General features: G+C 61.1%; 20 protein-coding genes. 8 read left to right on the forward strand and 12 right to left on the reverse strand.

Annotated features, from left to right (window positions below; all coding sequences use genetic code 11):
- Positions 1 to 15: 15 nt before the first annotated feature.
- From UB23_RS01900 to UB23_RS01915, 4 genes are all read right to left on the reverse strand, one after another.
- Positions 16 to 897 carry an ABC transporter permease subunit gene (locus tag UB23_RS01900; RefSeq protein ID WP_045057651.1) on the reverse strand — a complete coding sequence of 294 codons (882 nt, stop codon included), beginning with the start codon at positions 895 to 897 and terminating at the stop codon, positions 16 to 18.
- A complete protein-coding gene (locus UB23_RS01905; RefSeq protein ID WP_163019448.1) occupies positions 894 to 1,775 on the reverse strand; it encodes an ABC transporter permease subunit in 882 nt (293 codons plus the stop codon). The genes UB23_RS01900 and UB23_RS01905 overlap by 4 nt, the downstream gene beginning before the upstream one ends.
- A 29-nt stretch (positions 1,776 to 1,804) precedes the next feature.
- On the reverse strand, positions 1,805 to 2,947 hold the full coding sequence (locus tag UB23_RS01910; RefSeq protein ID WP_045057653.1) for an ABC transporter ATP-binding protein: 1,143 nt from the start codon (positions 2,945 to 2,947) through the stop codon (positions 1,805 to 1,807).
- Positions 2,948 to 3,268: 321 nt separating this feature from the next.
- A complete protein-coding gene (locus UB23_RS01915; protein WP_045057654.1) occupies positions 3,269 to 4,030 on the reverse strand; it encodes a gamma-glutamyl-gamma-aminobutyrate hydrolase family protein in 762 nt (253 codons plus the stop codon).
- A gap of 280 nt (positions 4,031 to 4,310) precedes the next feature.
- Between UB23_RS01915 and UB23_RS01920 the strand changes: the two genes are divergently transcribed.
- From UB23_RS01920 to UB23_RS01935, 4 genes are all read left to right on the forward strand, one after another.
- On the forward strand, positions 4,311 to 5,687 hold the full coding sequence (locus tag UB23_RS01920) for a glutamine synthetase family protein (RefSeq protein WP_045057655.1): 1,377 nt from the start codon (positions 4,311 to 4,313) through the stop codon (positions 5,685 to 5,687).
- Positions 5,688 to 5,858: 171 nt separating this feature from the next.
- Complete coding sequence (locus tag UB23_RS01925) at positions 5,859 to 7,349, forward strand: aldehyde dehydrogenase (RefSeq protein ID WP_045057656.1); 1,491 nt, start codon at positions 5,859 to 5,861, stop codon at positions 7,347 to 7,349.
- A 54-nt stretch (positions 7,350 to 7,403) separates the two neighbouring features.
- A complete protein-coding gene (locus UB23_RS01930; RefSeq protein ID WP_045057657.1) occupies positions 7,404 to 8,687 on the forward strand; it encodes an NAD(P)/FAD-dependent oxidoreductase in 1,284 nt (427 codons plus the stop codon).
- A 243-nt stretch (positions 8,688 to 8,930) separates the two neighbouring features.
- Positions 8,931 to 9,479 (forward strand): cupin domain-containing protein, encoded by a 549-nt coding sequence (locus UB23_RS01935; protein ID WP_045057658.1) that lies wholly within the window; start codon positions 8,931 to 8,933, stop codon positions 9,477 to 9,479.
- A gap of 239 nt (positions 9,480 to 9,718) precedes the next feature.
- On the opposite strand, the gene UB23_RS01940 is transcribed toward UB23_RS01935, so the two are convergent.
- The 6 genes from UB23_RS01940 to UB23_RS01965 all read right to left on the reverse strand — a co-directional run bounded on the left by UB23_RS01940 (position 9,719) and on the right by UB23_RS01965 (position 15,535).
- Positions 9,719 to 9,937 carry a PLD nuclease N-terminal domain-containing protein gene (locus tag UB23_RS01940; RefSeq protein WP_045057659.1) on the reverse strand — a complete coding sequence of 73 codons (219 nt, stop codon included), beginning with the start codon at positions 9,935 to 9,937 and terminating at the stop codon, positions 9,719 to 9,721.
- A 172-nt stretch (positions 9,938 to 10,109) separates the two neighbouring features.
- Positions 10,110 to 11,525: a purine-cytosine permease family protein gene (locus UB23_RS01945; protein WP_045057660.1), complete on the reverse strand. Its 1,416-nt coding sequence runs from the start codon at positions 11,523 to 11,525 to the stop codon at positions 10,110 to 10,112.
- A 296-nt stretch (positions 11,526 to 11,821) separates the two neighbouring features.
- A complete protein-coding gene (argE, locus tag UB23_RS01950; RefSeq protein WP_045057661.1) occupies positions 11,822 to 12,973 on the reverse strand; it encodes an acetylornithine deacetylase in 1,152 nt (383 codons plus the stop codon).
- Positions 12,970 to 13,647 carry a DUF1028 domain-containing protein gene (locus tag UB23_RS01955; protein ID WP_045057662.1) on the reverse strand — a complete coding sequence of 226 codons (678 nt, stop codon included), beginning with the start codon at positions 13,645 to 13,647 and terminating at the stop codon, positions 12,970 to 12,972. The genes argE and UB23_RS01955 overlap by 4 nt, the downstream gene beginning before the upstream one ends.
- A gap of 139 nt (positions 13,648 to 13,786) precedes the next feature.
- Positions 13,787 to 14,203 carry a RidA family protein gene (locus tag UB23_RS01960; RefSeq protein ID WP_045057663.1) on the reverse strand — a complete coding sequence of 139 codons (417 nt, stop codon included), beginning with the start codon at positions 14,201 to 14,203 and terminating at the stop codon, positions 13,787 to 13,789.
- Positions 14,204 to 14,224: 21 nt separating this feature from the next.
- On the reverse strand, positions 14,225 to 15,535 hold the full coding sequence (locus tag UB23_RS01965) for a flavin-containing monooxygenase (RefSeq protein ID WP_045057703.1): 1,311 nt from the start codon (positions 15,533 to 15,535) through the stop codon (positions 14,225 to 14,227).
- 421 nt (positions 15,536 to 15,956) lie between these two features.
- Between UB23_RS01965 and UB23_RS01970 the strand changes: the two genes are divergently transcribed.
- Entirely contained in the window at positions 15,957 to 17,633 is a 1,677-nt protein-coding gene (locus UB23_RS01970; protein ID WP_045057664.1) for an MFS transporter, read from the forward strand.
- A 203-nt stretch (positions 17,634 to 17,836) separates the two neighbouring features.
- Here UB23_RS01970 and speF read toward each other — a convergent pair whose 3' ends face one another.
- The gene (gene speF, locus UB23_RS01975) at positions 17,837 to 20,020 is read right to left on the reverse strand and encodes an ornithine decarboxylase SpeF (protein ID WP_045057665.1); all 2,184 of its coding nucleotides are present in this window, start codon (positions 20,018 to 20,020) and stop codon (positions 17,837 to 17,839) included.
- A 233-nt stretch (positions 20,021 to 20,253) separates the two neighbouring features.
- Here speF and UB23_RS01980 point away from each other — a divergent pair, with 233 nt between their 5' ends.
- The 3 genes from UB23_RS01980 (at position 20,254) to UB23_RS01990 (ending at position 24,048) form a co-directional block, all read left to right on the forward strand.
- On the forward strand, positions 20,254 to 21,288 hold the full coding sequence (locus UB23_RS01980) for a GlxA family transcriptional regulator (protein ID WP_052672960.1): 1,035 nt from the start codon (positions 20,254 to 20,256) through the stop codon (positions 21,286 to 21,288).
- Positions 21,289 to 21,302: 14 nt separating this feature from the next.
- Positions 21,303 to 22,514, forward strand: coding sequence for a M24 family metallopeptidase (locus UB23_RS01985; RefSeq protein ID WP_045057666.1), 1,212 nt, complete (start codon positions 21,303 to 21,305; stop codon positions 22,512 to 22,514).
- Positions 22,515 to 22,719: 205 nt separating this feature from the next.
- Positions 22,720 to 24,048, forward strand: a complete 1,329-nt coding sequence (locus UB23_RS01990) for an MFS transporter (protein WP_045057667.1) — start codon at positions 22,720 to 22,722, stop codon at positions 24,046 to 24,048.
- Positions 24,049 to 24,085: 37 nt separating this feature from the next.
- Here UB23_RS01990 and UB23_RS01995 read toward each other — a convergent pair whose 3' ends face one another.
- Positions 24,086 to 25,090: a GlxA family transcriptional regulator gene (locus UB23_RS01995; protein ID WP_045057668.1), complete on the reverse strand. Its 1,005-nt coding sequence runs from the start codon at positions 25,088 to 25,090 to the stop codon at positions 24,086 to 24,088.
- Between the last annotated feature and the right edge of the window lie 67 nt (positions 25,091 to 25,157).

The following is a 25,157-nucleotide window of genomic DNA, read 5'->3' on the forward strand; positions in this document are numbered from 1 at the left end:
GCGGCAGCTCCTACATCAAGCGGTGGCGCCCACCGTTTGCTTACCAGGCTGCCACGACTCGCTGGCCGTCTGGTCCATCGCTTCCTGGATCGCGCGTTTGCGCGTGGCTTCAGCGCGACGACTGAAATACCAGACCATGAACGTCACGATCGACACCGCCAGCAGAATCAGGCTGGCGACCGCATTGATCTCAGGTTTCACCCCCAGGCGCACCGCCGAGAACACTTCCATAGGCAGGGTCGTCGAGCCTGGCCCGGAGACGAAGCTTGCCAGCACCAGGTCATCCAGCGACAGGGCAAACGACATCATGCCGCCGGCCGCCAGTGACGGCGCAATCATCGGAATGGTGATCAGGAAAAACACCTTGAACGGCTTCGCCCCCAAGTCCATGGCGGCCTCTTCGATGGACAGGTCCAGCTCCCGCAAGCGGGCGGAGACTACCACCGCGACATAAGCAGCACAAAAGGTGGTGTGGGCGATCCAGATAGTGACGATGCCACGCTCCATCGGCCAGCCGATCAACTGCGCCATAGCGACGAACAGCAGCAACAGCGACAGGCCCGTGATCACTTCCGGCATCACCAGGGGCGCCGTGACCAGGCCGCCGAACAGAGTGCGACCCTTGAAACGGGTGACCCGCGTCAGCACGAACGCCGCCAGGGTCCCCAGCGCCACCGCCGCAATCGCGGTGTAGCAGGCGATTTCCAGCGAGCGCAGCACCGAGCCCATCAGCTGGGTATTGTCGAGCAGGCCGACGTACCACTTCACCGACCAGCCCCCCCACACCGTCACCAGTTTCGAGGCGTTGAACGAGTAGATCACCAGGATCAGCATCGGCAGGTAGATAAACGACAGGCCGAAAATCAGCATGAACTTTGAAAATCCGAAGCGTTTCATCCCCGACCCTCCATCTCTTTGGCCTGGCTACGGTTGAACAACAGGATTGGCACAATCAGGATCAACAGCATCACCACCGCCAGGGCGGAAGCCACCGGCCAGTCACGGTTGTTGAAGAATTCCTGCCACAGCACGCGGCCGATCATCAGGGTCTCAGGGCCTCCGAGCAGTTCCGGAATCACGAACTCGCCGACCACTGGAATGAACACCAGCATGCAGCCGGCAATGATGCCGTTCTTGGCCAGCGGCACGGTGATCTTCCAGAAGTTGTTGAAGTTGCTCGAGCCCAGGTCAGAGGCCGCTTCCAGCAGGCTGTTGTCATGTTTGACCAGGTTGGCGTACAGCGGCAGCACCATGAACGGCAGGTACGCGTACACCACGCCGATGTAGACAGCGGTGTTGGTGTTGAGGATCTCGATCGGGTGCGAGGTCAGGCCGGTCCACATCAGGAAAGCGTTGAGCAGCCCGTTGTTGCTGAGGATGCCCATCCACGCATACACGCGGATCAGGATCGCGGTCCAGGTCGGCATCATGATCAGCAGCAACAGGACGTTTTGCGTTTCCTTGCTCGCCTTGGTGATCGCGTAGGCCATCGGAAAACCGAGCACCAGACACATCAGGGTGCTCAGGAACGCCACCTTGAGCGAACCGAAGTAGGCCGAGATGTACAGCTCGTCCTGGGTCAGCAACGAGTAGTTGCCAAGGTTGAGCAGCAGCTGGAATTTCTGCTCGGCGAAGGTGTAGATCTCCGAGTACGGCGGAATGGCCAGGGCCGCTTCCGAGAAGCTGATCTTCATCACCAGAAAGAACGGCAACAGGAAGAACAGGCACAACCACAGGAACGGAATACCGATGACCAGTTTGCGCCCGCTGGGCACCAGTCTGAGGAATTGCTGGTTGAAGGTTCTCATGAGCGCAGTACCACGCCGCTGTCGTCTTCCCACCACACAAACACCTGATCGTCCCAGGTCGGGCGCGCGCCACGGCGTTCGGCGTTGGCCATGAACGACTGCACAATCTTGCCGCCGGGCAATTCAACGTAGAACACCGAGTGGCCCCCGAGGTAGGCGATGTCGTGGACCTTGCCCTTGGACCAGTTGTAGCGGAACTCCGGTTGAGTGGTGCTGACCAGCATTTTTTCCGGGCGGATGGCGTAGGTGATCGACTTGTCCTGGACCGAGGTGCTGACCCCGTGGCCGACGTAGATCTTCTGCTCCAGGTCCTTGCTGTGAATGATCGCGTGACCCTCGAGGTCCTCGACCACGGTGCCTTCGAAGGCGTTCACATTACCGATGAATTCACACACCATGCGGCTGACCGGTGCTTCGTAGATGTCCACCGGGCTGCCGATCTGGGCGATCCAGCCCAGGTGCATGATCGCGATGCGCTGGGCCATGGTCATGGCCTCTTCCTGGTCGTGGGTCACCATCACGCAGGTCACGCCGACCCGCTCGATGATCTCCACCAGTTCCAGTTGCATCTGCGAGCGCAGCTTTTTATCCAGTGCGCCCATCGGCTCATCGAGCAGCAACAGCTTCGGGCGCTTGGCCAGCGAACGGGCCAGGGCCACGCGCTGACGCTGGCCGCCGGACAGTTGATGTGGCTTGCGTTTGGCGTATTGGGTCATGTGCACCAGGCGCAGCATTTCCTCAACGCGGGCGTCGATTTCGCTGGCAGGCAAACGGTCCTGCTTGAGGCCGAAGGCAATGTTCTGCGCCACGGTCATGTGCGGGAACAGGGCGTACGACTGGAACATCATGTTGATCGGCCGTTCGTACGGCGGCATGTCGGTGATGTCGACGCCGTCGAGCAGGATGCGTCCTTCGGTCGGCCGCTCGAAGCCTGCGAGCATGCGCAGCAGGGTCGATTTGCCGGAGCCGGAACCGCCGAGCAAGGCGAAGATCTCGCCTTGATGGATCTCTAGCGAGACGTCATCGACTGCGGTGGTTTCGTCGAATTTCTTGGTGACGCGGTCGACTTTCACCAGCACCTTTTTCGGTGCCTGGTGACCTTCAAGAGCCTTCCTGTAGATGCTGGAGGCGTTTGCCATGTGAAACTCCCAACAGGTTTCAGTCGTCGGGCCAACGCGGCCTGACTTAAGAGTGAATTGCAAACCTGGGCTGTCAGCTGATGGCGACCCCTGTAGGAGCTGCCGAAGGCTGCGATCTTTTGATCTTGAAGAACAAAGTCAAAAGATCGCAGCCTTCGGCAGCTCCTACGGGGGCTACCCCATCGGCCCTGGCTTGTTCGGCGCCGCCATCCTGGCTGCCTGGGTCGTACTTGTTGTTATCGCAGTGTGTTGTTTCGCCAGTCACGGGTGCGCAAAGACGCACCCGCAGACTCACGGGGGCAGTAAAGGGTTGATGTCAGGTCAGCGAGTGTTACGCAGCGCGGCCCGTTGCCGGCACGCGTTGCCAAACGCCTGGAAAATACTCAAGTACGGCGGATTCGCCAGCACCTGCCACTCCGGATGCCACTGCACCCCGAGCGCGAACGCCGGGCTGTCCTGCACCGAAATCGCTTCGATCAAACCGTCCGGCGCAACCGCTTCGGCGCGCAGCCCGGGTGCCAGTCGATCAATGCCTTGGCTGTGAATCGAATTGACCATGAACTCGGCGGGCAACTGCAGCGCTTCAAACACGCCGCCCGGCTGGGTGGTCACGGCATGGGCCGGTGCGTATTGCACGGCCAGTTCCGGGCTGTCCGCTTCGCGGTGATCGAGCATGCCCGGCAGCTCATGGACCTTTTGATGCAGGCTGCCGCCGAACGCCACGTTCATTTCCTGAAAGCCGCGGCAAATGCCCAGCACCGGAACGCCCGCGGCAATGGCCGCACGCAACAGGGGAAGGGTGGTGGCATCCCGCGCCGGGTCGTGATCCGTGCCGGGGGCGCTGGCCGGGCCTTGATAGTGGAAGGGTTCCACATTCGATGGCGAGCCGGTCAGCAGCAGGCCGTCGAGTTGCCCGAGCAGGTCCTCGATATCGATCAGCTCAGCCAGGGAAGGGATGACCACAGGCAGCCCCAACGCAGCGACGCTGACAGCACGCAGGTACTTGTCGCCGCTGATGTGATAGGGGTGCAGGCCAATCTGTTTGACGCACGCAGTAACGCCGATCAATGGCTTGAATGCCATTTTTATCACCTCGAAGTTTCACACTTGAACGAGCTTTTCCGGAGCTTAGCCTTGTTGATTTTAATTAACAACTCCCATGTAAAAAATTCTAAACGCCGCGCGTCCGATCCTTAGGGAATGCGCGGTGTGCGCGGGCGATTTGGCACTCTCGTCCCCGTAAAAGGCCCGAAAATAAAGCTTTACAGGCCAGGTGTTCGCTATTGACTTCACTTGGCCTTTCGGATTGACTGGGCTCGCAACAAGGTAGTGAACATAATAATTAACAGCTAATAGGTGCATCATGTCGGTCCCTCTGCGTACCGTTCAACTCAACGAAGCAAACGCATTCCTTAAGAAATATCCTGAGGTTTTGTACGTCGACCTTCTGATTGCGGATATGAACGGTGTGGTGCGCGGCAAGCGCATCGAGCGCACCAGTCTTCATAAGGTTTACGAAAAAGGCATTAACCTCCCGGCGTCACTCTTCGCCCTGGACATCAACGGCTCTACGGTGGAAAGCACCGGCCTGGGTCTGGACATCGGCGACTCTGACCGGATCTGTTTCCCCATCCCTGGCACCCTCAGCATTGAGCCGTGGCAGAAGCGCCCAACCGCGCAACTGTTAATGACCATGCACGAACTCGAAGGCCAGGCGTTCTTCGCAGACCCCCGCGAAGTGCTGGCCAACGTGGTGCGCAAGTTCGACGACCTGGGCCTGACCATCTGCGCCGCCTTCGAACTTGAGTTCTACCTGATTGACCAGGACAACGTGAACGGCCGTCCGCAGTCGCCGCGCTCACCGGTATCGGGCAAGCGTCCGGTGTCGACCCAGGTGTACCTGATCGACGACCTCGACGAGTACGTCGACTGCCTGCAAGACATCCTCGAAGGCGCGAAGGAGCAGGGCATCCCTGCTGACGCCATCGTCAAGGAAAGCGCCCCGGCGCAGTTCGAAGTGAACCTGCATCACGTGTCCGACCCGATAAAGGCCTGCGACTATGCGGTGTTGCTCAAGCGCCTGGTGAAGAACATCGCCTACGACCACGAGATGGACACCACCTTCATGGCCAAGCCGTATCCGGGCCAGGCGGGCAATGGTCTGCACGTGCACATCTCGATCCTGGATAAAGAAGGCAACAACATCTTCGCCAGCGAGGATCCCGAGCAGAACGCCGCGCTGCGACACGCGATCGGCGGTGTGCTCGAGACCCTGCCGGCTCAGATGGCGTTCCTGTGCCCGAACGTCAACTCGTACCGTCGCTTCGGCGCGCAGTTCTACGTACCGAACTCGCCCAGCTGGGGCATCGACAACCGTACCGTGGCGGTGCGGGTACCAACCGGTTCGCCAGACTCGGTGCGCATCGAACACCGCGTTGCCGGCGCTGATGCCAACCCGTATCTGCTGATGGCGTCGGTTTTGGCCGGCATTCACCATGGCCTGACCAACGAAATCGAACCGGGCGCACCGGTGGAAGGCAACAGCTACGAGCAGAACGAGCAGAGCCTGCCCAACAACCTGCGCGACGCATTGCGCGAGCTGGACGACAGCGAAGTCATGGCGCGCTACATCGACCCGCTGTACATCGACGTGTTCGTGGCGTGCAAGGAAAGCGAGCTGGCCGAGTTCGAGAACTCCATCTCGGACCTTGAGTACAACTGGTACCTGCATACGGTTTGATTGGCCAACACCCATCTTTGATGGCGGGCAAATAATCCTGTAGGAGCTGCCGCAGGCTGCGATCTTTTGACTTTGCTTTTTAAGGATCAAGATCAAAAGATCGCAGCCTTCGGCAGCTCCTGCAGGGCATTCATTCCAACGATCACTAATTTCCTGCGTCGAGTCACAACCATGACAAACACCCGCAGCGACTGGGAGCAACGCTTCCAGTCCCTTTCCATCGAAAGCCGCGCCTTCATCGACGGCCAATACCGCGCAGCGCACAGCGGTGACACTTTCGAATGCATCAGTCCGGTCGATGGCCGCTTTCTGGCCAACGTCGCCAGCACCGACGAAGCCGACGCCAACGAAGCCGTGGCGGTTGCGCGGCGTACTTTCGAATCCGGCGTCTGGGCCAATCTGGCCCCGGCCGAACGCAAGCGCATCCTGATCCGCTTCGCCGACCTGATCCTGGCGCACCAGGAAGAACTCGCCCTGCTCGAAACCCTCGACATGGGCAAGCCGATCAACGACTCGATGAACATCGACATCCCGGCGACCGCCAACGCGATCCGCTGGAGCGCCGAAGCCATCGACAAGATCTACGACGAAGTCGCCGCCACGCCCCACGACCAGCTTGGCCTCATCACCCGCGAACCTGCCGGTGTCGTGGCGGCGATCGTGCCGTGGAATTTCCCGCTGATCATGGCCAGCTGGAAGTTCGCCCCGGCGCTCGCCGCCGGCAACTCGTTCATCCTCAAGCCTTCGGAAAAATCGCCACTGACCGCCATCCGCATCGCGCAGCTTGCGCTTGATGCCGGCATCCCCAAAGGCGTGTTCAACGTACTGCCGGGCTTCGGTCATACCGTCGGCAAGGCCCTGGCGCTGCACATGGACGTCGATGTGCTGGCGTTCACCGGCTCCACCGCGATTGCCAAGCAGCTGTTGATCTATTCCGGGCAAAGCAACATGAAGCGCGTCTGGCTCGAAGCGGGAGGCAAGAGCCCGAACGTGGTGTTCGCCGACGCGCCGGATCTGCGCGCGGCGGCCCAGGCGGCTGCGGGTGCTATCGCCTTCAACCAGGGCGAAGTCTGCACCGCTGGCTCGAGGTTGCTGGTAGAACGCTCGATTCGCGAGCAGTTTATTCCGCTGCTGGTGGAGGCACTGCAGGCCTGGAAACCGGGGCACGCCCTGGATCCGCAAACCACTGTCGGTGCCGTGGTTGATCAGCGTCAACTGAACAACGTGCTGCGTTATATCCAGGTCGGTAAAGACCAGGGCGCGCAACTGATCGCGGGCGGCAGTCGCACCCTGGAAGCCACCGGTGGGCTGTATGTGGAGCCGGCGATTTTCGACGGTGTGACCAACGCCATGACCATCGCCCGGGAGGAAATCTTTGGCCCGGTGCTGTCGCTGATCACCTTCGATACCGCTGAAGAAGCGCTGGCCATCGCCAACGACAGCATCTTCGGCCTGGCGGCGGGTGTCTGGACCAGCAACCTGAGCAAGGCTCACACCTTCGCTCGCGGCCTGCGCGCCGGTAGCGTGTGGGTTAACCAGTATGACGGCGGCGACATGACGGCGCCGTTCGGCGGGTACAAGCAGTCGGGTAACGGTCGGGACAAATCGCTGCATGCGTTCGACAAGTACACCGAACTGAAAGCGACCTGGATCAAGCTCTAAACCCTATAAAAAGCGACGGTCGCCGGCACATGCCAGCGGCCATCGGAGAAACCTATGAAACAGACACATGTAAACAGCTACTACGCCGCCACCCGCAACTTCACCGGCGACTTCCCGGTGCTGGAACACGCGGTGGACTGCGACGTCTGCGTGATCGGCGCCGGCTACACCGGTTTGTCCTCGGCACTGTTCCTCTGCGAGGCGGGCTACAGCGTGACCGTGCTCGAAGCCGCCAAAGTCGGTTTTGGTGCCAGTGGTCGCAATGGCGGGCAACTGGTCAACTCCTACAGCCGCGACGTCGACGTGATCGAAGAGCGCTACGGCGACAAGACCGCCGAAGTGCTCGGCAGCATGATCTTCGAAGGCGCCGACATCATTCGCCAGCGCATACAGCACTACGACATCCAGTGCGACTACAAGCCGGGCGGTATTTTCGCTGCGCTGAACAAGAAGCAGCTCAAAGGCCTGGCCGAGCAGAAAAGCAGCTGGGAACGCTACGGCAACAAGAACCTGAAAATGCTCGATGCGGCCGATATCAAGCGTGAAGTCGGTTGCGACAATTACGTCGGCGGCCTGCTCGACATGCAGGGCGGCCACATTCACCCGCTTAACCTGGCGCTCGGCGAAGCCTCGGCGATCATCGGCCTGGGCGGCAAGATCTACGAACAATCGGCGGCGGTGGAAATCACCTATGGCGAGCCGATTACCGTGCGTACGGCCAAGGGCGTAGTGCGCGCCAAGTACTTGCTGATCGCCGGCAACGCCTACCTGCCGCAGGGCCTCGACAATCGAGTGACCAGCAAAAGCATGCCGTGCGGTTCGCAAATCGTCGTCACCGAGCCGCTGTCCGAACAGGTCGCGCGCAGCCTGATCAAGAACAACTACTGCGTCGAAGACTGCAACTACCTGCTCGACTACTACCGCCTGACCGCCGATAACCGCCTTCTGTACGGTGGTGGCGTGGTCTACGGTGCACGCGAGCCGGACGACATCGAACAGCTGATCAAGCCGAAGATCCTCAAGACCTTCCCCCAGCTCCAGGACGTGAAGATCGACTATCGCTGGACCGGCAACTTCCTGCTGACCATGTCGCGCATGCCGCAATTCGGTCGCATCGAGAAAAACGCCTACTACATGCAAGGCTACAGCGGCCACGGTGTCACTTGCTCGCACCTGGCCGGCAAACTGATCTCGGAAATGATCCGCGGCGACGCCGAGCGCTTCGACGCCTTCGCCTCCTTGCCGCACATGCCCATGCTCGGCGGCCGCACCTTCCAGGCCCCGCTCACCGCCATGGGCGCCGCGTACTACGCGCTGCGTGATCGCTTCGGTATCTAAAGCAGGCGCCTCCCTGTAGGAGCGAGCTCGCTCGCGATGGGCGTCAACGATAACGCGTGCTGTCTGCATGAACGTGTTGTCTGGACGTTCTTCGCGAGCAAGCTCGCTCCTACAGCAACACCCCCAAACGTGATTTAATACCCGACTTTCAAATCTCCGGGACAGGGAAGCGGTACCTTCGCGGCCACAAGTCGCCCGCCATCCACCCCCATAACCCTTAAGTTTTTCTCGCATAAGGCTGTCATGGACACGGGCTCACGACTCAAACTAGTACGCGAAAGCTACAAACTCTCCCAGCGCGAGCTGGCGCGGCGTAGCGGCGTCACCAACGCGACCATCTCCCTGATCGAACAGAATCGCGTCAGTCCCTCAGTCAGTTCCCTGAAAAAACTGCTCGAAGGCATCCCCATGTCCCTGGCGGACTTTTTCACCTTCGACCAGCCGCCCCGCGAGCACCAATACGTCTTCCGCGCCAGCGAACAGCCGGATCTTGGCCGTCACGGGCTGCGGCTGCTGCTGATCGGTGCTTCGGTGCCGAGTCGGCAGATGCGCCTGTTGCGCGAGCAGTACGCACCTGGGGCGAGCTCGGGGGAAGAGCCCATCGTGCATTCGGAAGGCGAGGAGTGTGGGCTGGTGACGCGCGGCACGGTCGAGTTGACCGTCGATGGCCAGATCAGCGTGCTCAATGCGGGCGATGGCTATTACTTCCCGACGACGCTGCCGCACCGCTTCCGCAATATTGGCCAGGATGAAGCGGAAATCATCAGCGCCAACACCCCGGCCAACTTCTGATATCACTGCGGGCTGCAGCAGGTGGCGAAGGCTGCGTCCGCAGCTCGCTATGTCACAGGCGGCTCCAAGCCACGCTGTTCGATTCTTGCGGCAGGAGGGGATTTCCTACGCCATTTTCGGACGCCAAGATCAAAAGATCGCAGCCTTCGGCAGCTCCTACGGGAGGTGTGTGTCAGTTGAAATAACGAAGCCCCGAATCGTCGGGGCTTTTTTTGATTTATAGGCGCGTGTCGCCGGCTTTACTGCCTGGCCTGTGGTGAATGCGGGTTACGGGCCGTGTGCTTGGGTCCAGCCACGGCCCATGCCAGCAATCCGAGCAGTGGCACAAAGACGATCACCACGATCCATACCAGCTTGTTACTCGACTTGCCCTCGGCTTTACGCACCCGATTAATCGCCCACAACTCGACCAGCACCAGAACTGCCGCGAGTACGATCCAGATCGTTTCGATTTGCATAAGCCACCTCCTGATAGTCCTCCAGTTAGGCGGGCAGGGGCGCTCAGGGTTCATTTTATTGGTGTACAGAGTTCCACCAGTGTCCCGTCGGGGCAGTTATTGGCTGTCACGGACCCATCGCGAGCAGGGCTCGCTCCCACACGGTGGCTCCACAGGGAGCCAGCAGTGCGGGTTAGATCGAGTTGGCCAGTTTGCCGGTGGAGAGGCGGCGCTTGTAAGCGGTGTCGCGATTGGCCAGCCAGTAATAGAGCGGCGAAGTGATCAGCAAACCGACCAGCCATGATAAGTCCGCGCCATTGATGTGCTCGGAAATCGGCCCGACGTACAGCGGCGTGTTCATGAACGGAATCTGCACCACGATGCCGATTGCGTAGGCCAGCAGTGCCTGTGGGTTGTAGCGGCCGTAGATTCCGCCATCCACCTGGAAGATGGAGTTGATGTCGTATTTGCCTTGGTGAATCGCGTAGAAGTCGATCAGGTTGATCGCGGTCCACGGCACCAGCACCACCAGCAGCACCAGCACCATGTCGACGAAGTGGCCGATGAAGTCCGCCGAGGCGCCGACGGCGGCGAAGCAGCAGCCGGCGAGGACGATGATCGAGATGGCGGCGCGACTTTTGGCGGTGGGGATCCAGCGGTAGGCGAAGGTTTGCACCAGGGTGATCAGCGACAGCACGGCGCCGTAGAGGTTAAGGGCGTTATGGCTGATGACGCTGAGCAGGAACAGCACCAGCATCAGTGGGCCGATGGAGCCGGTGGCGAGTTTGACCGCGTCCATGGTGTCCATGCCTGCGGGCGTGGCCAGCACAGCCACGGCGCCGAAGATAAACGACAGGCTGGAGCCGAGCACGGTGCCCAGGTAGGTGGTCCAGAACGTGGCGGCTACCGGCACGTTGGCCGGCAGGTAGCGCGAGTAGTCGGAGACATAGGGCGCGAAGGCGATCTGCCAGAGCGCGGCCAGGGACACGGTTGCCAGCCAGCCGGAGATGTTGAAGCTGCCGCGGGTGAGGAAATCGGCGGTCTGCACGTGGGTGAAGATGTAGCCGAAACCCAGCACGATGCCGGCACCGAGCACCCAGGTGCCGATGCGATTGAGCACGTGGATGAAGCGGTAGCCAATGATGCCAATGATGCCTGAGCCAAGCGCACCGATGACGATGCCCACCGGCACCGGCACGCTGTCGACCACGCCGTGCAGGGACTTGCCGGCCAGGACGATGTTGGAGGCGAAGAAGCCGATGTACATGATGCCGGCGATCAGCACCACCAGCAGCGCACCCAGTGAGCCGAACTGGGCGCGGCTCTGGATCATTTGCGGAATACCCATCTGCGGCCCCTGGGCCGAGTGCAGCGCCATCAGTACGCCGCCGACCAGGTGCCCAACGAGGATGGCAACGATGCCCCACACCAGGTTGAGGTGGAACATTTGCACGGCAAGGGCGCCGGTGACGATGGGCAGCGGCGCTATGTTGCCGCCGAACCAGAGGGTAAACAGGTCCCGGGTTTTTCCATGCCGATCTTCGGGAGGCACGTAGCCGATCGTGTGTTTTTCAATGAGCGGAGCGGAGGTTGCTGCAGAGGTGACCATGAGGAACTCCAAGGCAATTTGAGTACGTGGACGTACTTCGGTGAGCGCTGCCCGAGGGCAACGCTTTTCTTGTTGGAGTCGATGATGTGCGGTCGGGCGGGATAGATAAATTAGTAAGTTTGTTGGTATAGACGTTAAAAAAAGTAGGTCTGCGGGCGCGGTAAAAATGTGGGCGCGGGCTTGTTCGTGAAGGCGGACTGACAGTCGCTATTGGTGTTGAATGTCAGGCCATCTTCGCGAGCGAGCCCGCTCCCACAGGGAATTTTTGCAGGGAAGAAAGTTGCTCGAGCCGGGCTTTATCTGCAAATGGATAGCAGCATTCGTTGCAGCATTTGATCGCAGCCAGCGAGTTGGTCGAGGCTGACGAATTCGTCGGGTTTGTGGCCCTGGTCCATGCTGCCCGGGCCGCAGACGACGGTGGGTATGCCAGCGGCGTCGAACAGGCCGCCCTCGGTGCCGAAGGCTACGGTGGCGAATTCGCGGGACCCGCAGAATGCGGCGAGCAGTTCTGCCGCTTCGCTGTGTGCGTCGGTCGCCAATCCCGGGTACGCCGACAGTTCGCTGAAGCTGATACCACTGTGCTCACTCACGGCGCGCATGCGCGGCAGCAGTTGCTGCTCGGCGTACAGCTGCAGCTGCTGCGCAACCTCGCTCGGATCCTGGGCCGGCAGCGCGCGAATCTCAAAGTCGAAACGGCAATCGGCGGGGACGATGTTGAGCGCCTTGCCGCCGCTAATGACGCCGGTCTGCACGGTGCTGAAAGGCGGGTCGAAACGGGCGTCCTGATGCTCGGGGGCTTTGAGCCGATTGCCGATCCGTCCCAGTTCGCCGATCAACTCGGCGGCGTATTCAATCGCGTTGACCCCGAGCGGCGCATACGCGGAATGGCAGGCCTCGCCGTGGATATCGCAGCGCATCGCCAGTTTGCCCTTGTGACCCAGCACCGGTTTCAACTCCGTCGGCTCGCCAATGATGCACAGCCTGGGTTTGACCGGTCGCTGCTGCAGCGCCTTGAGCAACGAGCGAACACCCAGGCAGCCGACTTCTTCATCGTAGGAAAGGGCAATGTGCACCGGCATGCGCAGATCCGCCTGCACCAGGGCCGGCACCAGGGCGAGGACGCAGGCGATGTAGCCTTTCATGTCTGCGGTGCCACGACCGTACAGCTTGCCCTCGCGCTCGGTCAGCGCAAACGGCGGCAGGGTCCACGGCTGGCCGTCGACCGGCACCACATCGGTGTGGCCGGAGAGGACGATGCCCGGCACATCCGCCGGGCCGATGCTGGCGAACAGATTGGCCTTGCTGCGCTGTTCGTTGTAGATCAGCTCGCAGGGCACTGAAAAATTCGCCAGGTAGTCGCGCACGAACTCGATGAGCTGCAGGTTGGATTCGCGGCTCGTGGTGTCGAACGCCACCAGGGTTTTGAGCAGGTCGACGCTGTGACTCATCGATCATCTCCAGCGACGCCATAGCCCGGGGACCTGTCGGGGGCCAGGGCGCGGTCGATGTAGTCCTGGACCTGGGGACGGTAGGCTTCCCAAAGTTTTTCCAGTTGCGCGATCGGCGCTTCGTCAGCCCAATCGACCCGCAGGTTGATGATCGGCCAGGTCAGTTCACCGACCACCACCAGCGCTGCGGAATGCACCGGACCGGCTTCACCGCCTGCTTCGATCGCGGCGTTCATGGCGGTGATCAGGCGGTCTGCCAGTTGCCCTTCACCGTGTTCAAATGCGCTGACCATGGCCTCGATCACCGAACGGTCCGCGAGCATGTTGCCGGCAGCAACGCATTGCTCACCGGACACTGCATTGTGCTTGCCGAGGGTTTCGCTGCCGCTGAAATGGGCGGTGCGCCCCAGGTGGTCGATGGCGGTGATTTGCCGGTACTGGCTGTAGCCATTGCTTGTCAGCACCTTGTCCAGGGCTTCTGCGGGTGCCAGGCCCTGTTCCATCAGGGCCAGGGTTTCCGGGCCGAGGGAGGGCAGGGTGATGTTCTGTGTCGAGACGGCACCGACACCTGGCAGCAGCCAGGGGCAACGGGCGCCGACGGCGATGCTGGAGGAGCTGATGGCGATGCCGAACTGGCCGGTTTCGGGGCAGCGGGCGGCGATGGAGAAGGTCATGGGGGGGCTCCTAGGTTGGCCTTTTTTAGGGTGGTGTCTGAGCTGGCCTCATCGCGAGCAAGCTTTGCTCCCACAGTGGGAATCCCAGAGTGACTAGCTGTGGGAGCGAAGCTTGCTCGCGATGGCTGCGCCGCGGTCTTTACTGCGGAATCACCGCAATCACATCAATCTCCATCAACCACTGCGGCTGCCCCAGCGCCGACACCACCAGCCCGGTGGAAATCGGAAATACGCCTTTAAGCCATTTCCCCACCTCCTGATAGACCGGCTCGCGGTAACGCGGGTCGATCAGGTAAGTGGTGGTCTTGACGATGTGGCTCAGGTCGCTGCCGGCCTCTTCCAGCAACTGCTTGACGTTGCGCATGGCCTGCTCGGTCTGCGCCCGCGGGTCACCGAGGCCGATCAGGTTGCCCTCGAAATCGGTGCCGACCTGACCCCGGACATACACCGTATTGCCGGCGCGCACGGCCTGGCACAGGTCGTTGTCCAAACTCTGGTTGGGGTAGGTTTCCTTGGTGTTGAACATGCGAATACGGGTATGAGTTGGCGTGGACATGTGGAGCTCCTGAACAGGGAATTAGGCACTGATCGGCGTTTTGGACGCGATCGAAAGGGTCTCGGCCTGGCGCTGTGCGGCATGGTGGTAGTCGAGGTATGAGCGCTGGATGGCGATGTGGTCCGCGACGTATTTGGCGTCATGCCACACCCCCCAGATAAACGACGAACCGCGCCGGGACTGCCACGGCAGGCCGAGGAAATACACGCCGGGCTCGTTGGACACACCGCGCTGATGCCTGGGCTTGCCGTGCTCATCGAACGCGTCGACGTGCAGCCAGCTGTAATCGGTGGCGAACCCGGTGGCCCAGATGATGGAGGTCACGCCGGCGCGGGCCAGGTCGAGCTCGAGAATCGGCGTGGTCACGCAGTCCGGATCGGGGAAGGTGTGGCGCGCCTCGGGTTCCTGGGGCAGGTCCAGGCCATTGCGCTCGATGTAGGCGTCGGCCGCGTCAAGCAGCGCCAGGTAGTTCTCGTCGCCGCGGGCCAGGTTCTCGGCCAGGTTCGGCCGAAACGTCGCCACGCTGCCGTTGAAGGCCTGGGTCAACCCCACCAGCGTCATGCCGCGATGAGCCAGGCCGCGGAAATCCACCGTCCGCCCGCCATGGGCACCACTGACGGCGATGGTCACATGCTCCCGACCGGGCTTCATCGCCGCCTGGTCCCACTCGCCGAGGACCCCCAGCCACCAGCAGAAATCCCGGTTGCGATAAGCGCGAGGCGGGCGGTCGTGGGCGCCCACCGAGAGGTAGACCTTTTTCCCGGCACGTTGCAGTTCATCGGCGATCTGCACCCCGGACGAGCCGGCGCCCACCACCAGCACTGCGCCTTCCGGCAGTTGCCCAGGGTTGCGGTAATCAGCGGAGTGGATCTGCAGCAACGGTGTATCTTGCGGTGCGATGGGCGGAATGACCGGGCGCTGGAACGGCCCGGTGGCCGCGACGACCCGGTTGGCTTCGATCACGCCTTGGGACGTTTCGATGGTGAAGCCAGGGCGACCGACATTGCGCTCGACCTTCAACACCTCCACCCCGGTACGCACGGGGGCATTGAATTTTTTCGCGTAGGCTTCGAAGTAGTCGGCAACCCGTTCTTTCGGCGCAAAGCCATCGGGGCTCAGGTCATCAAATTCGAGGCCGGGAAACCGATCGTGCCAGGCCGGGCCGTTGGCCACCAACGAATCCCAACGGCCAGTGCGCCAGCGTTCGGCAATGCGCTCACGTTCCAGCACCAGGTGCGGCACCCCGAGTTTGCTCAAGTGCTCGCTCATCGCCACGCCAGCCTGACCGGCGCCGACAATCAACGTGTCTGTTTTTGTTATTTCAGTGGTCATCTCTCTACCCTTCGACATGGGATTCAGGCGCTGATGGCCTGCCATCTGTTGGGCTCAAGACTAGGGATGACCCTGGTATCGGTAAAATATTATTAAGCTGGCATTTGAGTACAAATAACTGAGGCAGAGGCTTTGGCTTGAGGTGATTTGCAGGGTATTCGTTTGATCGATCAACAACTCAATCGCCGGGTCGATAGCAGCCTGATGCCGCAGACAGGCGCCCGCGGTTAGTCGCCAGGCCAGCTTTATCGCGCAGTCGAGTGGATAACTGCGCGAAGCTGATTATGCTGTAGGAAACCTTGCAGCGATGCGAGGTCGTCAGCCTGTTCGCATGCGTTACGACATCAGCCCCAGGGCCTGGGTGCGGCGTTTTGGTAGTGGGGTACTCCGGCCTAAAACAAGAGACACACGGAGAACACTCATGGCCGCAATCGACAACACCACCACGGGCAGCCCGCCCAATCAGGGGATCACCAAGGAGGAGCGCAAGGTCATCTTCGCGTCCTCCCTGGGCACGGTATTCGAGTGGTACGACTTTTACCTGTACGGCTCGCTCGCCGCGATCATCGCCAAGCATTTTTTCGCCGGGGTCAACGAGACCACCGCCTTTATCTTCGCGCTGCTGGCGTTCGCCGCCGGGTTTGCCGTACGGCCTTTCGGCGCGATCGTGTTCGGGCGCCTGGGCGACATGATCGGGCGCAAGCACACGTTCCTGATCACCATTGTGATCATGGGGATCTCCACGGCCGTGGTGGGTTTCCTGCCCGGTTACGCGACTATCGGCGTGGCCGCACCGATCATCCTGATCACCCTGCGCATGTTGCAAGGCCTGGCGCTGGGTGGTGAGTACGGGGGCGCGGCGACCTATGTGGCCGAACATGCGCCGAAAGGCCGGCGGGGTTTCTTCACCTCGTGGATTCAAACAACGGCCACCCTCGGGCTATTCCTGTCCTTGCTGGTGATCCTGGCCTGCCGCACCATTCTGGGCACCGAAGACTTTGAGGCCTGGGGCTGGCGGATTCCGTTCCTGCTGTCGCTCCTGCTGCTGGTCATCTCGGTGTACATCCGCCTGCAACTGAGCGAGTCGCCAGCGTTCCTGAAAATGAAGGCCGAAGGCAAGGCGTCGAAGGCGCCGCTGACCGAGTCCTTCGCCCGTTGGGACAACCTCAAGATCGTCATCATGGCTTTGCTGGGCGGCACGGCAGGGCAGGCGGTGGTCTGGTACACCGGGCAGTTCTACGCGCTGTTTTTCCTGCTGCAGACGCTGAAGATCGACCCGCAGACTGCCAACTTGCTGATCGCCGGTTCGCTGCTGATCGGTACGCCGTTCTTTGTGATATTTGGCAGCCTGTCCGACCGTATCGGGCGCAAAGGCATCGTCATGGCTGGCTGCATTCTGGCCGCGCTCACTTACTTCCCGATCTTCCATGCGCTGACCCAGTACGGTAACCCCGACGTGTTCACCGCCCAGGCGCGCAATCCGGTCACGGTGGTGGCTGATCCCGAGCAGTGTTCGTTCCAGTTCGACCCGGTGGGCAAGGCCAAATTCACCAGCTCCTGCGATCTGGCCAAGACCCTGCTGGCCAAGCGCGCCATCCCCTACAAGGACGAGAAGGCCGAGCCGGGAACGGTGGCGCAGGTGCGTATTGGCGACAAGGTGATCACCAGCTTCGAAGGCACCGGCATGCCGGCTGCCGACTTCAAGACCCGCAACGACGCCTTCACTGCATCGCTGAGCACTTCGCTCAAGGAGGCCGGCTACCCTGAAAAGGCCGACCCGGCGAAGACCAACTACCCCATGGTGTTGCTGCTGCTGACCATCCTGGTGATCTACGTGACCATGGTGTATGGCCCGATTGCCGCCTGGCTGGTGGAGCTGTTCCCCACGCGCATCCGCTACACCTCGATGTCGCTGCCATACCATATCGGCAACGGCTGGTTCGGCGGCTTCCTGCCGACGGTGGCGTTCGCCATGGTCGCGGCCACGGGTGATATCTACTACGGGCTGTGGTACCCGATCGTCATTGCCGTAATGACTGCTGTGCTGGGCACCTTCTTCCTGCCGGAAACCAAGGATCGCGACATCCTCAACGACTGATCCCTCGACGCCCTCTCTCGTAAGGGAGGGGGCTGTTTCTGAACCATCACGCCGCCGCATGCCCCAACCTGTTCCCACCCCGGGAAGCATCACTCAATCGACGCCGCGTTTTCGGCGAAGCAGTGATCTGTTTCTCAACACCCTTGGCGTCATTCTGGATAACGCAGCGGCAGATCGCGGCGAGTCCGCTGCGTACACCCCGGTCAGTTCTTGATCACGTACCCATACGCGCGAATACGCCCTTCAACTTCCTTCAAATACACGCCCTGAAGTTCCGGGGTGAAGCCTGGCAGGCAGTTGATGCCTTCTTCCAGCGCCAGGAAATACTTGAGCACCGCGCCGCCCCAGATTTCCCCGGGCACCACGCACAGCACGCCAGGCGGGTAGGGCAGCGCACCCTCGGCGGCGATGCGACCATCGGCATCGGCGAGCGCCACCAGCTCGATGTTGCCGCGGATGAATTCGAACTGCGCCGCTTGCGGGTTCATCGCCTTCACCGGGAAGTGTTCCTTGCGGAACATCGCTTTCTGCAATTGCTGCACATTGTGGCTGCGATACAGGTCGTGCATTTCCTGGCACAGCTGGCGGATCGTGTAGTTGCGATAACGCTCCTCGTACCGCGCATAGATCGCCGGCAAGACCCGGCTCATCGGCGCGTTGTCATTGACGAAGCGCTCAAAACGCGCGATCTGCGCGGCCAGATGAGTCATCTTCGCCCAGTCTTCCGCCGGGGTCAGGAGGAACAGGATCGAGTTCAGGTCGCACTTTTCCGGAACGATGCCATTTTCGCGCAGGAAGTTGGCGAGGATGCCGGCGTGTATGCCGAAGTCGGTGTAGCTGCCATCCACCGGGTCGATGCCCGGGGTCGTAAACAGCAACTTGCAGGGGTCGATGAAGTACTGCTTCTCGCCGTAGCCCTGGAAGGCATGCCAGCGGTCTTTGGGATGAAACTCGAAGAACCGCAGGTCATTGGCGATTTCTTCGGTCGGGTAGTCTTCCCACGCACGTCCTTCAATGGTCGCGGGCACGAACGGGCGGACCATGGTGCAGGCTTCGAGGATCAGCTTGCGCGCGTCGATGCCGAATTTCACGCAGTCATCCCACAGCTTCAGGCCACTGCGGCCGGCGTGGATACGTGCGTTGACATCCAGCGAGGCGAATATCGGATAGAACGGACTGGTAGAGGCCTGGGCCATGAATGCATTGTTCAGCTGCGCATGGTTGCAGTAGCGGGCCTGGCCCTTGATGTGCCGGTCTTTCTTGTGCACCTGCGAGGCCTGGGAAAAACCGGCCTGCTGCTTGTGCACCGACTGGGTGACGAAGATGCCCGGGTCGTCTTCGTGCAGGTCCAGCAGCAGTGGCGAGCAGTCCTTCATCATCGGGATGAACTGCTCGTAGCCGACCCACGCCGAGTCGAACAGGATGTAGTCACACAGCTTGCCGATGCGATCGACCACCTGGCGGGCGTTGTAGACGGTTCCGTCATAGGTGCCGAGCTGAATGATCGCCAGGCGGAACGGGCGGGCGACCTGGGCCTTGTCCGGTGCCACTTCGGCGATCAATTCGCGCAGGTAGCTCTCTTCGAAGCAATGGGCGTCGATGCCGCCGATAAAGCCGTAAGGGTTACGCGCGGTCTCCAGATAGACCGGCGTGGCGCCCGCCTGGATCAGTGCGCCCTGGTGATTGGACTTGTGGTTGTTACGGTCGAACAGCACCAGGTCGCCGGGCGTCAGCAGGGCATTGGTTACCACCTTGTTGGAGGCGGAGGTGCCGTTGAGCACGAAGTAGGTCTTGTCGGCGTTGAACACCTTGGCCGCGTGTTTCTGCGCCAGCAGCGCAGGGCCCTCGTGAATCAGCAGATCGCCCAGTTTGACGTCGGCGTTGCACATGTCGGCGCGAAACAGCGTCTCGCCGAAAAAGTCGAAGAACTGTCGGCCGGCCGGGTGCTTGCGGAAGAACTGGCCGCCCTGATGGCCCGGGCAGGCGAAGGTGACGTTGGCTGATTCGGTATAGCGTTTGAGCGAGTCGAAGAATGGCGGCAACAGGCTTTCTTCATAGGCCTTGGCCGCGGTTTCCAGCTGGTTGCCATGGTATTCGGCATTGTTGCGCGAACGGTCAAAGATGCCGTTGACCTGCAGCAGCACGTCTTCCAGGTGCTTGTACACATCACGCGCGCGGTTGCCTGTACCCGGGGAGGTGGCGAGGAAAATCGGGATATCGAAGCCGGTGCGCTGGAGCGATTCCAGGGCTCCGGCCATCACGTCTTCCACCGAGAACACGGCGACGGCGATGTCGGTGTAGTCGGTCTGACTGAGCGGCACTACTTGCCGATAAGTCTGGAAGCAGTCGATCGCGGAATCACTGGCAGCAATTTTCAAAATTTTCATGCGGGGGAAATCTCCTGGCGGACACTCACTTGTCCACCGTTTGCAAGAAATCAATGTACCGAGGGAACCATCAAGGTTCCCTGACCTGAATCATGCCAACACTGGTTATAGACGTGTTTGGCCAGATTGGTAGCAACGGACAATCCGGGGTCGACTCCGGACAAGCCATGCCTGTCCCTGACGCTGACAATCCGCCGGGTGCCTGAACCTTTTTGCAGTGGAGTGCGAAATCCATGGTGGCTACCCGCGTTGATGAAGTACTGAAAATTGGCTTCTGGCTGACGGAGCGTTTCGACCTGTTTGCCCTGGCCAATGCCCTGGAGCCCTTGCGCCTGGCCAATCAGGTGGCGGGGCGCATGGTGTGCCAATGGCAAATACTCAGCCTGGAGGGGCATTCGCTCAGCGCCAGTAACGCGATCGCTACCTCCACAGCACGACTGGATCAGGCATCAGCGCTGGACGTGTTGATCCTGTGCGCGGGCGAACACCTGCCACTTGAGACGGATTTTGAGCAGAAACTGCACTACTGGACCACACAGCCAATCCTCTTTGGCGCGCTCGGCAAGGCCGGTTGGTTGCTGGCGCAAATGGGTGCGCTGGACGGTTTTCGCTGCAGCTTGCCGGAGCCCGACTCGCCCTTGGCCTTTGCTGCATCCAGAGCGCTGAGCCCGGTGGCCGCGCCGTTCTGTGTCGATGGCCCGCGCCTGACGTGCGTCGGGCCCGAGGCCGTGCGAGGGTTGGTCTGCGAGCTGCTGGCCCAGGTCCACGGGCGCGCCCTGGTACTGCGCATGGAGCAACACCTCGTACGCCAGACACGGCCATTGCAGCCGCTGCATCAAGCCCCGGAAAAACTGCAGACGGCGCTGGCCCTGATGAGCGAGCACCTCACCCATATGCTTGCAATCGACGAACTGGCCGAGGCCATGGGGATATCCCGGCGTCACCTGGAGCGTCTGTTCAAGCGCACCCTCGGCTGTTCGCCGTCCCGGCATTATCTTGATTTGCGCCTGCAACAGGCCCGGCGCCTGCTGCAGGCGGGTGACCGCTCGATCGCGCAAACCGCCGGCGAATGCGGCTTCGTCGCGGTGCAGCATTTCATTCGCTGCTATCGCCAGTACTTCGGCGCGCATCCGCGTGAACATGTGGTTGCGTGCACAGCGGATCTGACCAACTACAGGTCGGATTCGCGCAAAAAACCTCGTCTTGCATCTGTTCGAATGATCTCCAGCGGCCCACCAGAGTGGCGCCCTCTGTCGCTCAATCACTGACAAGGATCAATGACATGCAAATGCCCAAAACCATCCAGATCAAGAACGGCGAAAAAGTCAGTCCGACCTTCTCGGCTCAGGAATACGCCAACCGCCAGGGCAAACTGCGCGCTTATCTGGCGCAAAACAACATCGACGCGGCAGTCTTCACTTCCTATCACAACATCAACTACTACAGCGATTTCCTCTATTGCTCGTTCGGCCGCCCCTACGCCCTGGTCGTGACTCAGGACAGCGCCGTCACCATCAGCGCCAACATCGATGGCGGCCAGCCTTGGCGCCGGACCGTGGGCACCGAGAACATCGTCTACACCGACTGGCAGCGCGACAACTACTTCGTCGCCATCCAGCAAGCCTTGCCCAAGGCGGGGCGCATTGGCATCGAGTTCGATCACTTGAACCTGCTCAACCGCGACAAACTGGCCAGCCGCTACCCCCAGGCCGAGCTGGTGGACATCGCTGCACCCTGCATGCGCATGCGTATGATCAAGTCGGCCGAAGAGCACGCGATTATCCGTCACGGTGCACGGGTGGCGGACATTGGCGGCGCCGCGATCGTCGAAGCACTGCGTGACCAGGTGCCGGAATATGAAGTGGCGCTGCATGCGACCCAGGCCATGGTGCGCGAGATCGCCCGGACCTTCCCGGACTCGGAGCTGATGGACACCTGGACCTGGTTCCAGTCCGGCATCAACACCGATGGCGCACACAACCCGGTGACCTCGCGCAAGGTCAACAAGGGCGATATCCTCAGCCTCAACTGCTTCCCGATGATCGCCGGCTATTACACGGCGCTCGAACGCACGCTGTTTCTCGACCACTGTTCCGATGAGCACCTGCGCCTGTGGGAAGTCAACGTCAAGGTCCACGAAGCCGGGCTGAAGCTGATCAAGCCGGGCATGCGCTGCTGCGATATCGCCGAGCAACTCAATGAGATTTTCCTTGAACACGATCTGCTGCAGTACCGCACTTTCGGTTACGGACACTCGTTCGGCACCCTGAGCCATTACTATGGCCGCGAAGCCGGGCTGGAACTGCGTGAAGACATCGACACGGTGCTGGAGCCGGGGATGGTGGTGTCCATCGAACCGATGATCATGCTGCCCGAAGGCCTGCCGGGGGCTGGCGGTTACCGCGAGCACGATATCCTGATCGTCAACGAGCAGGGCGGCGAGAACATCACCCAATTCCCGTACGGGCCGGAGCACAACATCATTCGCAAGTAACGGCGTAACAGACAAGCGTGGGAGCTTCGCCGCTCCCACGCTTGTTTATCGACCATTGCTGGACACCATACGGCATGCGCGCCCAAGAACGTGCAGCACTTACTGACCTTGATCCCTGCCAAGTAAAACAATAGAGGGTATTTGTCATGTCACATGTCTCGACTGTTCTTCCCCGTTTTTGCACCTCCACCCCGGGAGGTGCGCAATGAGCACCGCAAGCCTCACCCTCGCGCAGACCCACGAAAGAACTTCCGAGCGCAAAGCCCTGCGGCGCGCGGCCAGTGCCAGCTTCATGGGTAACTTCGTCGAATGGTTCGACTACGCCGCCTACGGTTACCTGGCCACCGTCATCGCCCTGACATTCTTCCCGCAGACCGACAAGCCCAGCGCCTTGCTGGCGACGTTCGCGGTGTTTGCCCTGTCGTTCATCGTCCGTCCCCTGGGTGGCCTGGTCTGGGGGCATTTTGGTGACAAGTATGGGCGGCGCAGCGCGTTGTCCTGGTCGATCCTGATTATGTCGGTCTCGACGTTCTGCATCGGCATCCTGCCCACCTACAATCACATCGGCCTGTGGGCACCGGCGTTGCTGCTGGTGATCCGCCTGTTCCAGGGGTTCTCTGCGTCCGGTGAATACGCCGGTGCGTCGGCATTCCTCGCCGAGTACGCCCCGGAAGGCAAGCGCGGCCTGTACACCAGCATTGTCCCGGCCAGTACCGCCGCCGGTTTGTTGTTTGGCGCGGTCTTCGTGGCGGGCCTGCATGCCTGGCTCAGCGTCGAGGACCTGCACAGCTGGGGCTGGCGCTTGCCGTTTCTGCTGGCGGCGCCGTTTGGCCTGGTGGGGCGTTACATCCGCATGAGCCTGCAGGACACGCCCAAGTTCCTGGAGATGGAAAAGCGCCTCGAAGCCAAGGAGTGTGCGACCCATGCCCCGGTTCGCGAGCTGCTGACCGTGCACCGGCGCAGCGTGATCATCGGCATCGGCGTGACCTGCCTGAACGCCGTGGCGTTTTACCTGCTGCTCAGCTACATGCCGACGTACCTGTCGACTGAAATGGGCATGAGCGAAAGTGATTCGTTCCTGGCGTCAACGGTGTCCCTGGCGACCTACATCGGCCTGATTTTCCTGATGGGCAGGCTGTCGGACCGCTTTGGGCGCAAGACCATGCTGCTGACGGCTTCGGTGTTGTTCCTGTTGCTGACCTTCCCGCTGTTCGGAATGCTCGATCATCAGCCACTGCTGGTGGTGTTGATGATCCAGATCGCATTCGGTGCAATCCTGGCCATGAATGACGGCACCTTGCCGTGTTTCCTCGCCGAGATATTTCCCACTCGCGTGCGCTTCAGCGGGTTTGCCTTCAGCTTCAATATCGCCAACGCGGTGTTTGGCGGGACCGCACCGTTTATCGCGACCTGGCTGATCCAGATGACCGGTAACAAGATGGCACCGGCCTGGTATCTGCTGGCCGCTGCAGCGGTAGCGTTGGTGGCCATGCTGGCTAGCCGGGAGACGGCGCACAAGGCTTTGCAGGATTAATGTGGGAGCAAGGCTTGCCCGCGATGGCGTCCTTGCATCAATGCACTGCCAACTGCTTGCGCTCACCGATCGGCGACACTCCAAAAAACCGGCTATAGCATTTGGAAAAATGTGCCGGGGACACAAAGCCGCAGGCGAGCGCGATATCGCGGACCTGCGACTCGCTTCGCAGCAGCAATTGCCGCGCCCGCGACAGGCGTAGCTCCAGATAGTACTGGCTGGGGGTGCGCTGCAGGTGTTTGTGAAACAGGCGCTCCAGCTGGCGCACCGACACTTCGTTCAAACGCGCGAGCTCTTCCAGGCTGACCGGCTCTTCAAGATTGGCTTCCATGATCGCCACCATCTGGCTGAGCTTGGGCTGCGAGGTCCCCAGCTTCTGCCTTAAAGGCACGCGCTGCTGCTCCTGCGCCCCGCGCACCCGGTCGCACAGCAGCAACTCGGCGGCATGGGCGGCGATGTCGCGGCCACCAGGTTCGCGGGCGATCAGTTGCAAGGTCATGTCCATGGACGCCACGCCGCCGGAGCAGGTGTAGCGATCGCGATCCAGTTCGAACAGCTGATTGGAGATGATGATCCCGGGAAACCGCTCTTTGAGTGCCTCGATATCTTCCCAGTGAATGGTGCAGCGGTAACCCTTGAGCAGATCCGCGCGCGCCAGCAGGTGGCTGCCGGTGCAGATGCCGCCCAGCGTGACCTGCTGATGGGCAAGCTTGCGCAGCCAGTTGAGCAGTGGCCGGCTGCTGTGATTGGAGACTATCGGGTTTGCGCCGACCACGAACAGAATGTCCAGCTCGGGGGCGTCGACGATCGAGTAATCAGGCAGGATGCGCATCCCGTTGCTGGCGGTGACCGGGTCCAGTGTGGCGCCGATCACCACCGTGCGAAACATCGGCCGGCGCGCCGCCATATTGGCCATGCGCAGGGTTTCCACGGAGGAGGCAAAGCCAATAGTGGTGAAATTGGGAATGACCAGAAAGCCAACGGTTTTCACCGGCCGTTGTTCACCTGCCGGGCCGTCCACGGGCGGCGTGTTCGCCTTCATCAATACTCTCCGCTGTACCATTGACGCGTTCTGCGCAGGTAGCAACCTGTTGCGGCATCATCGCGTT

Source organism: Pseudomonas sp. ES3-33, assembly GCF_000952175.1.
GTDB classification, from domain to species: Bacteria; Pseudomonadota; Gammaproteobacteria; order Pseudomonadales; family Pseudomonadaceae; genus Aquipseudomonas; species Aquipseudomonas gregormendelii.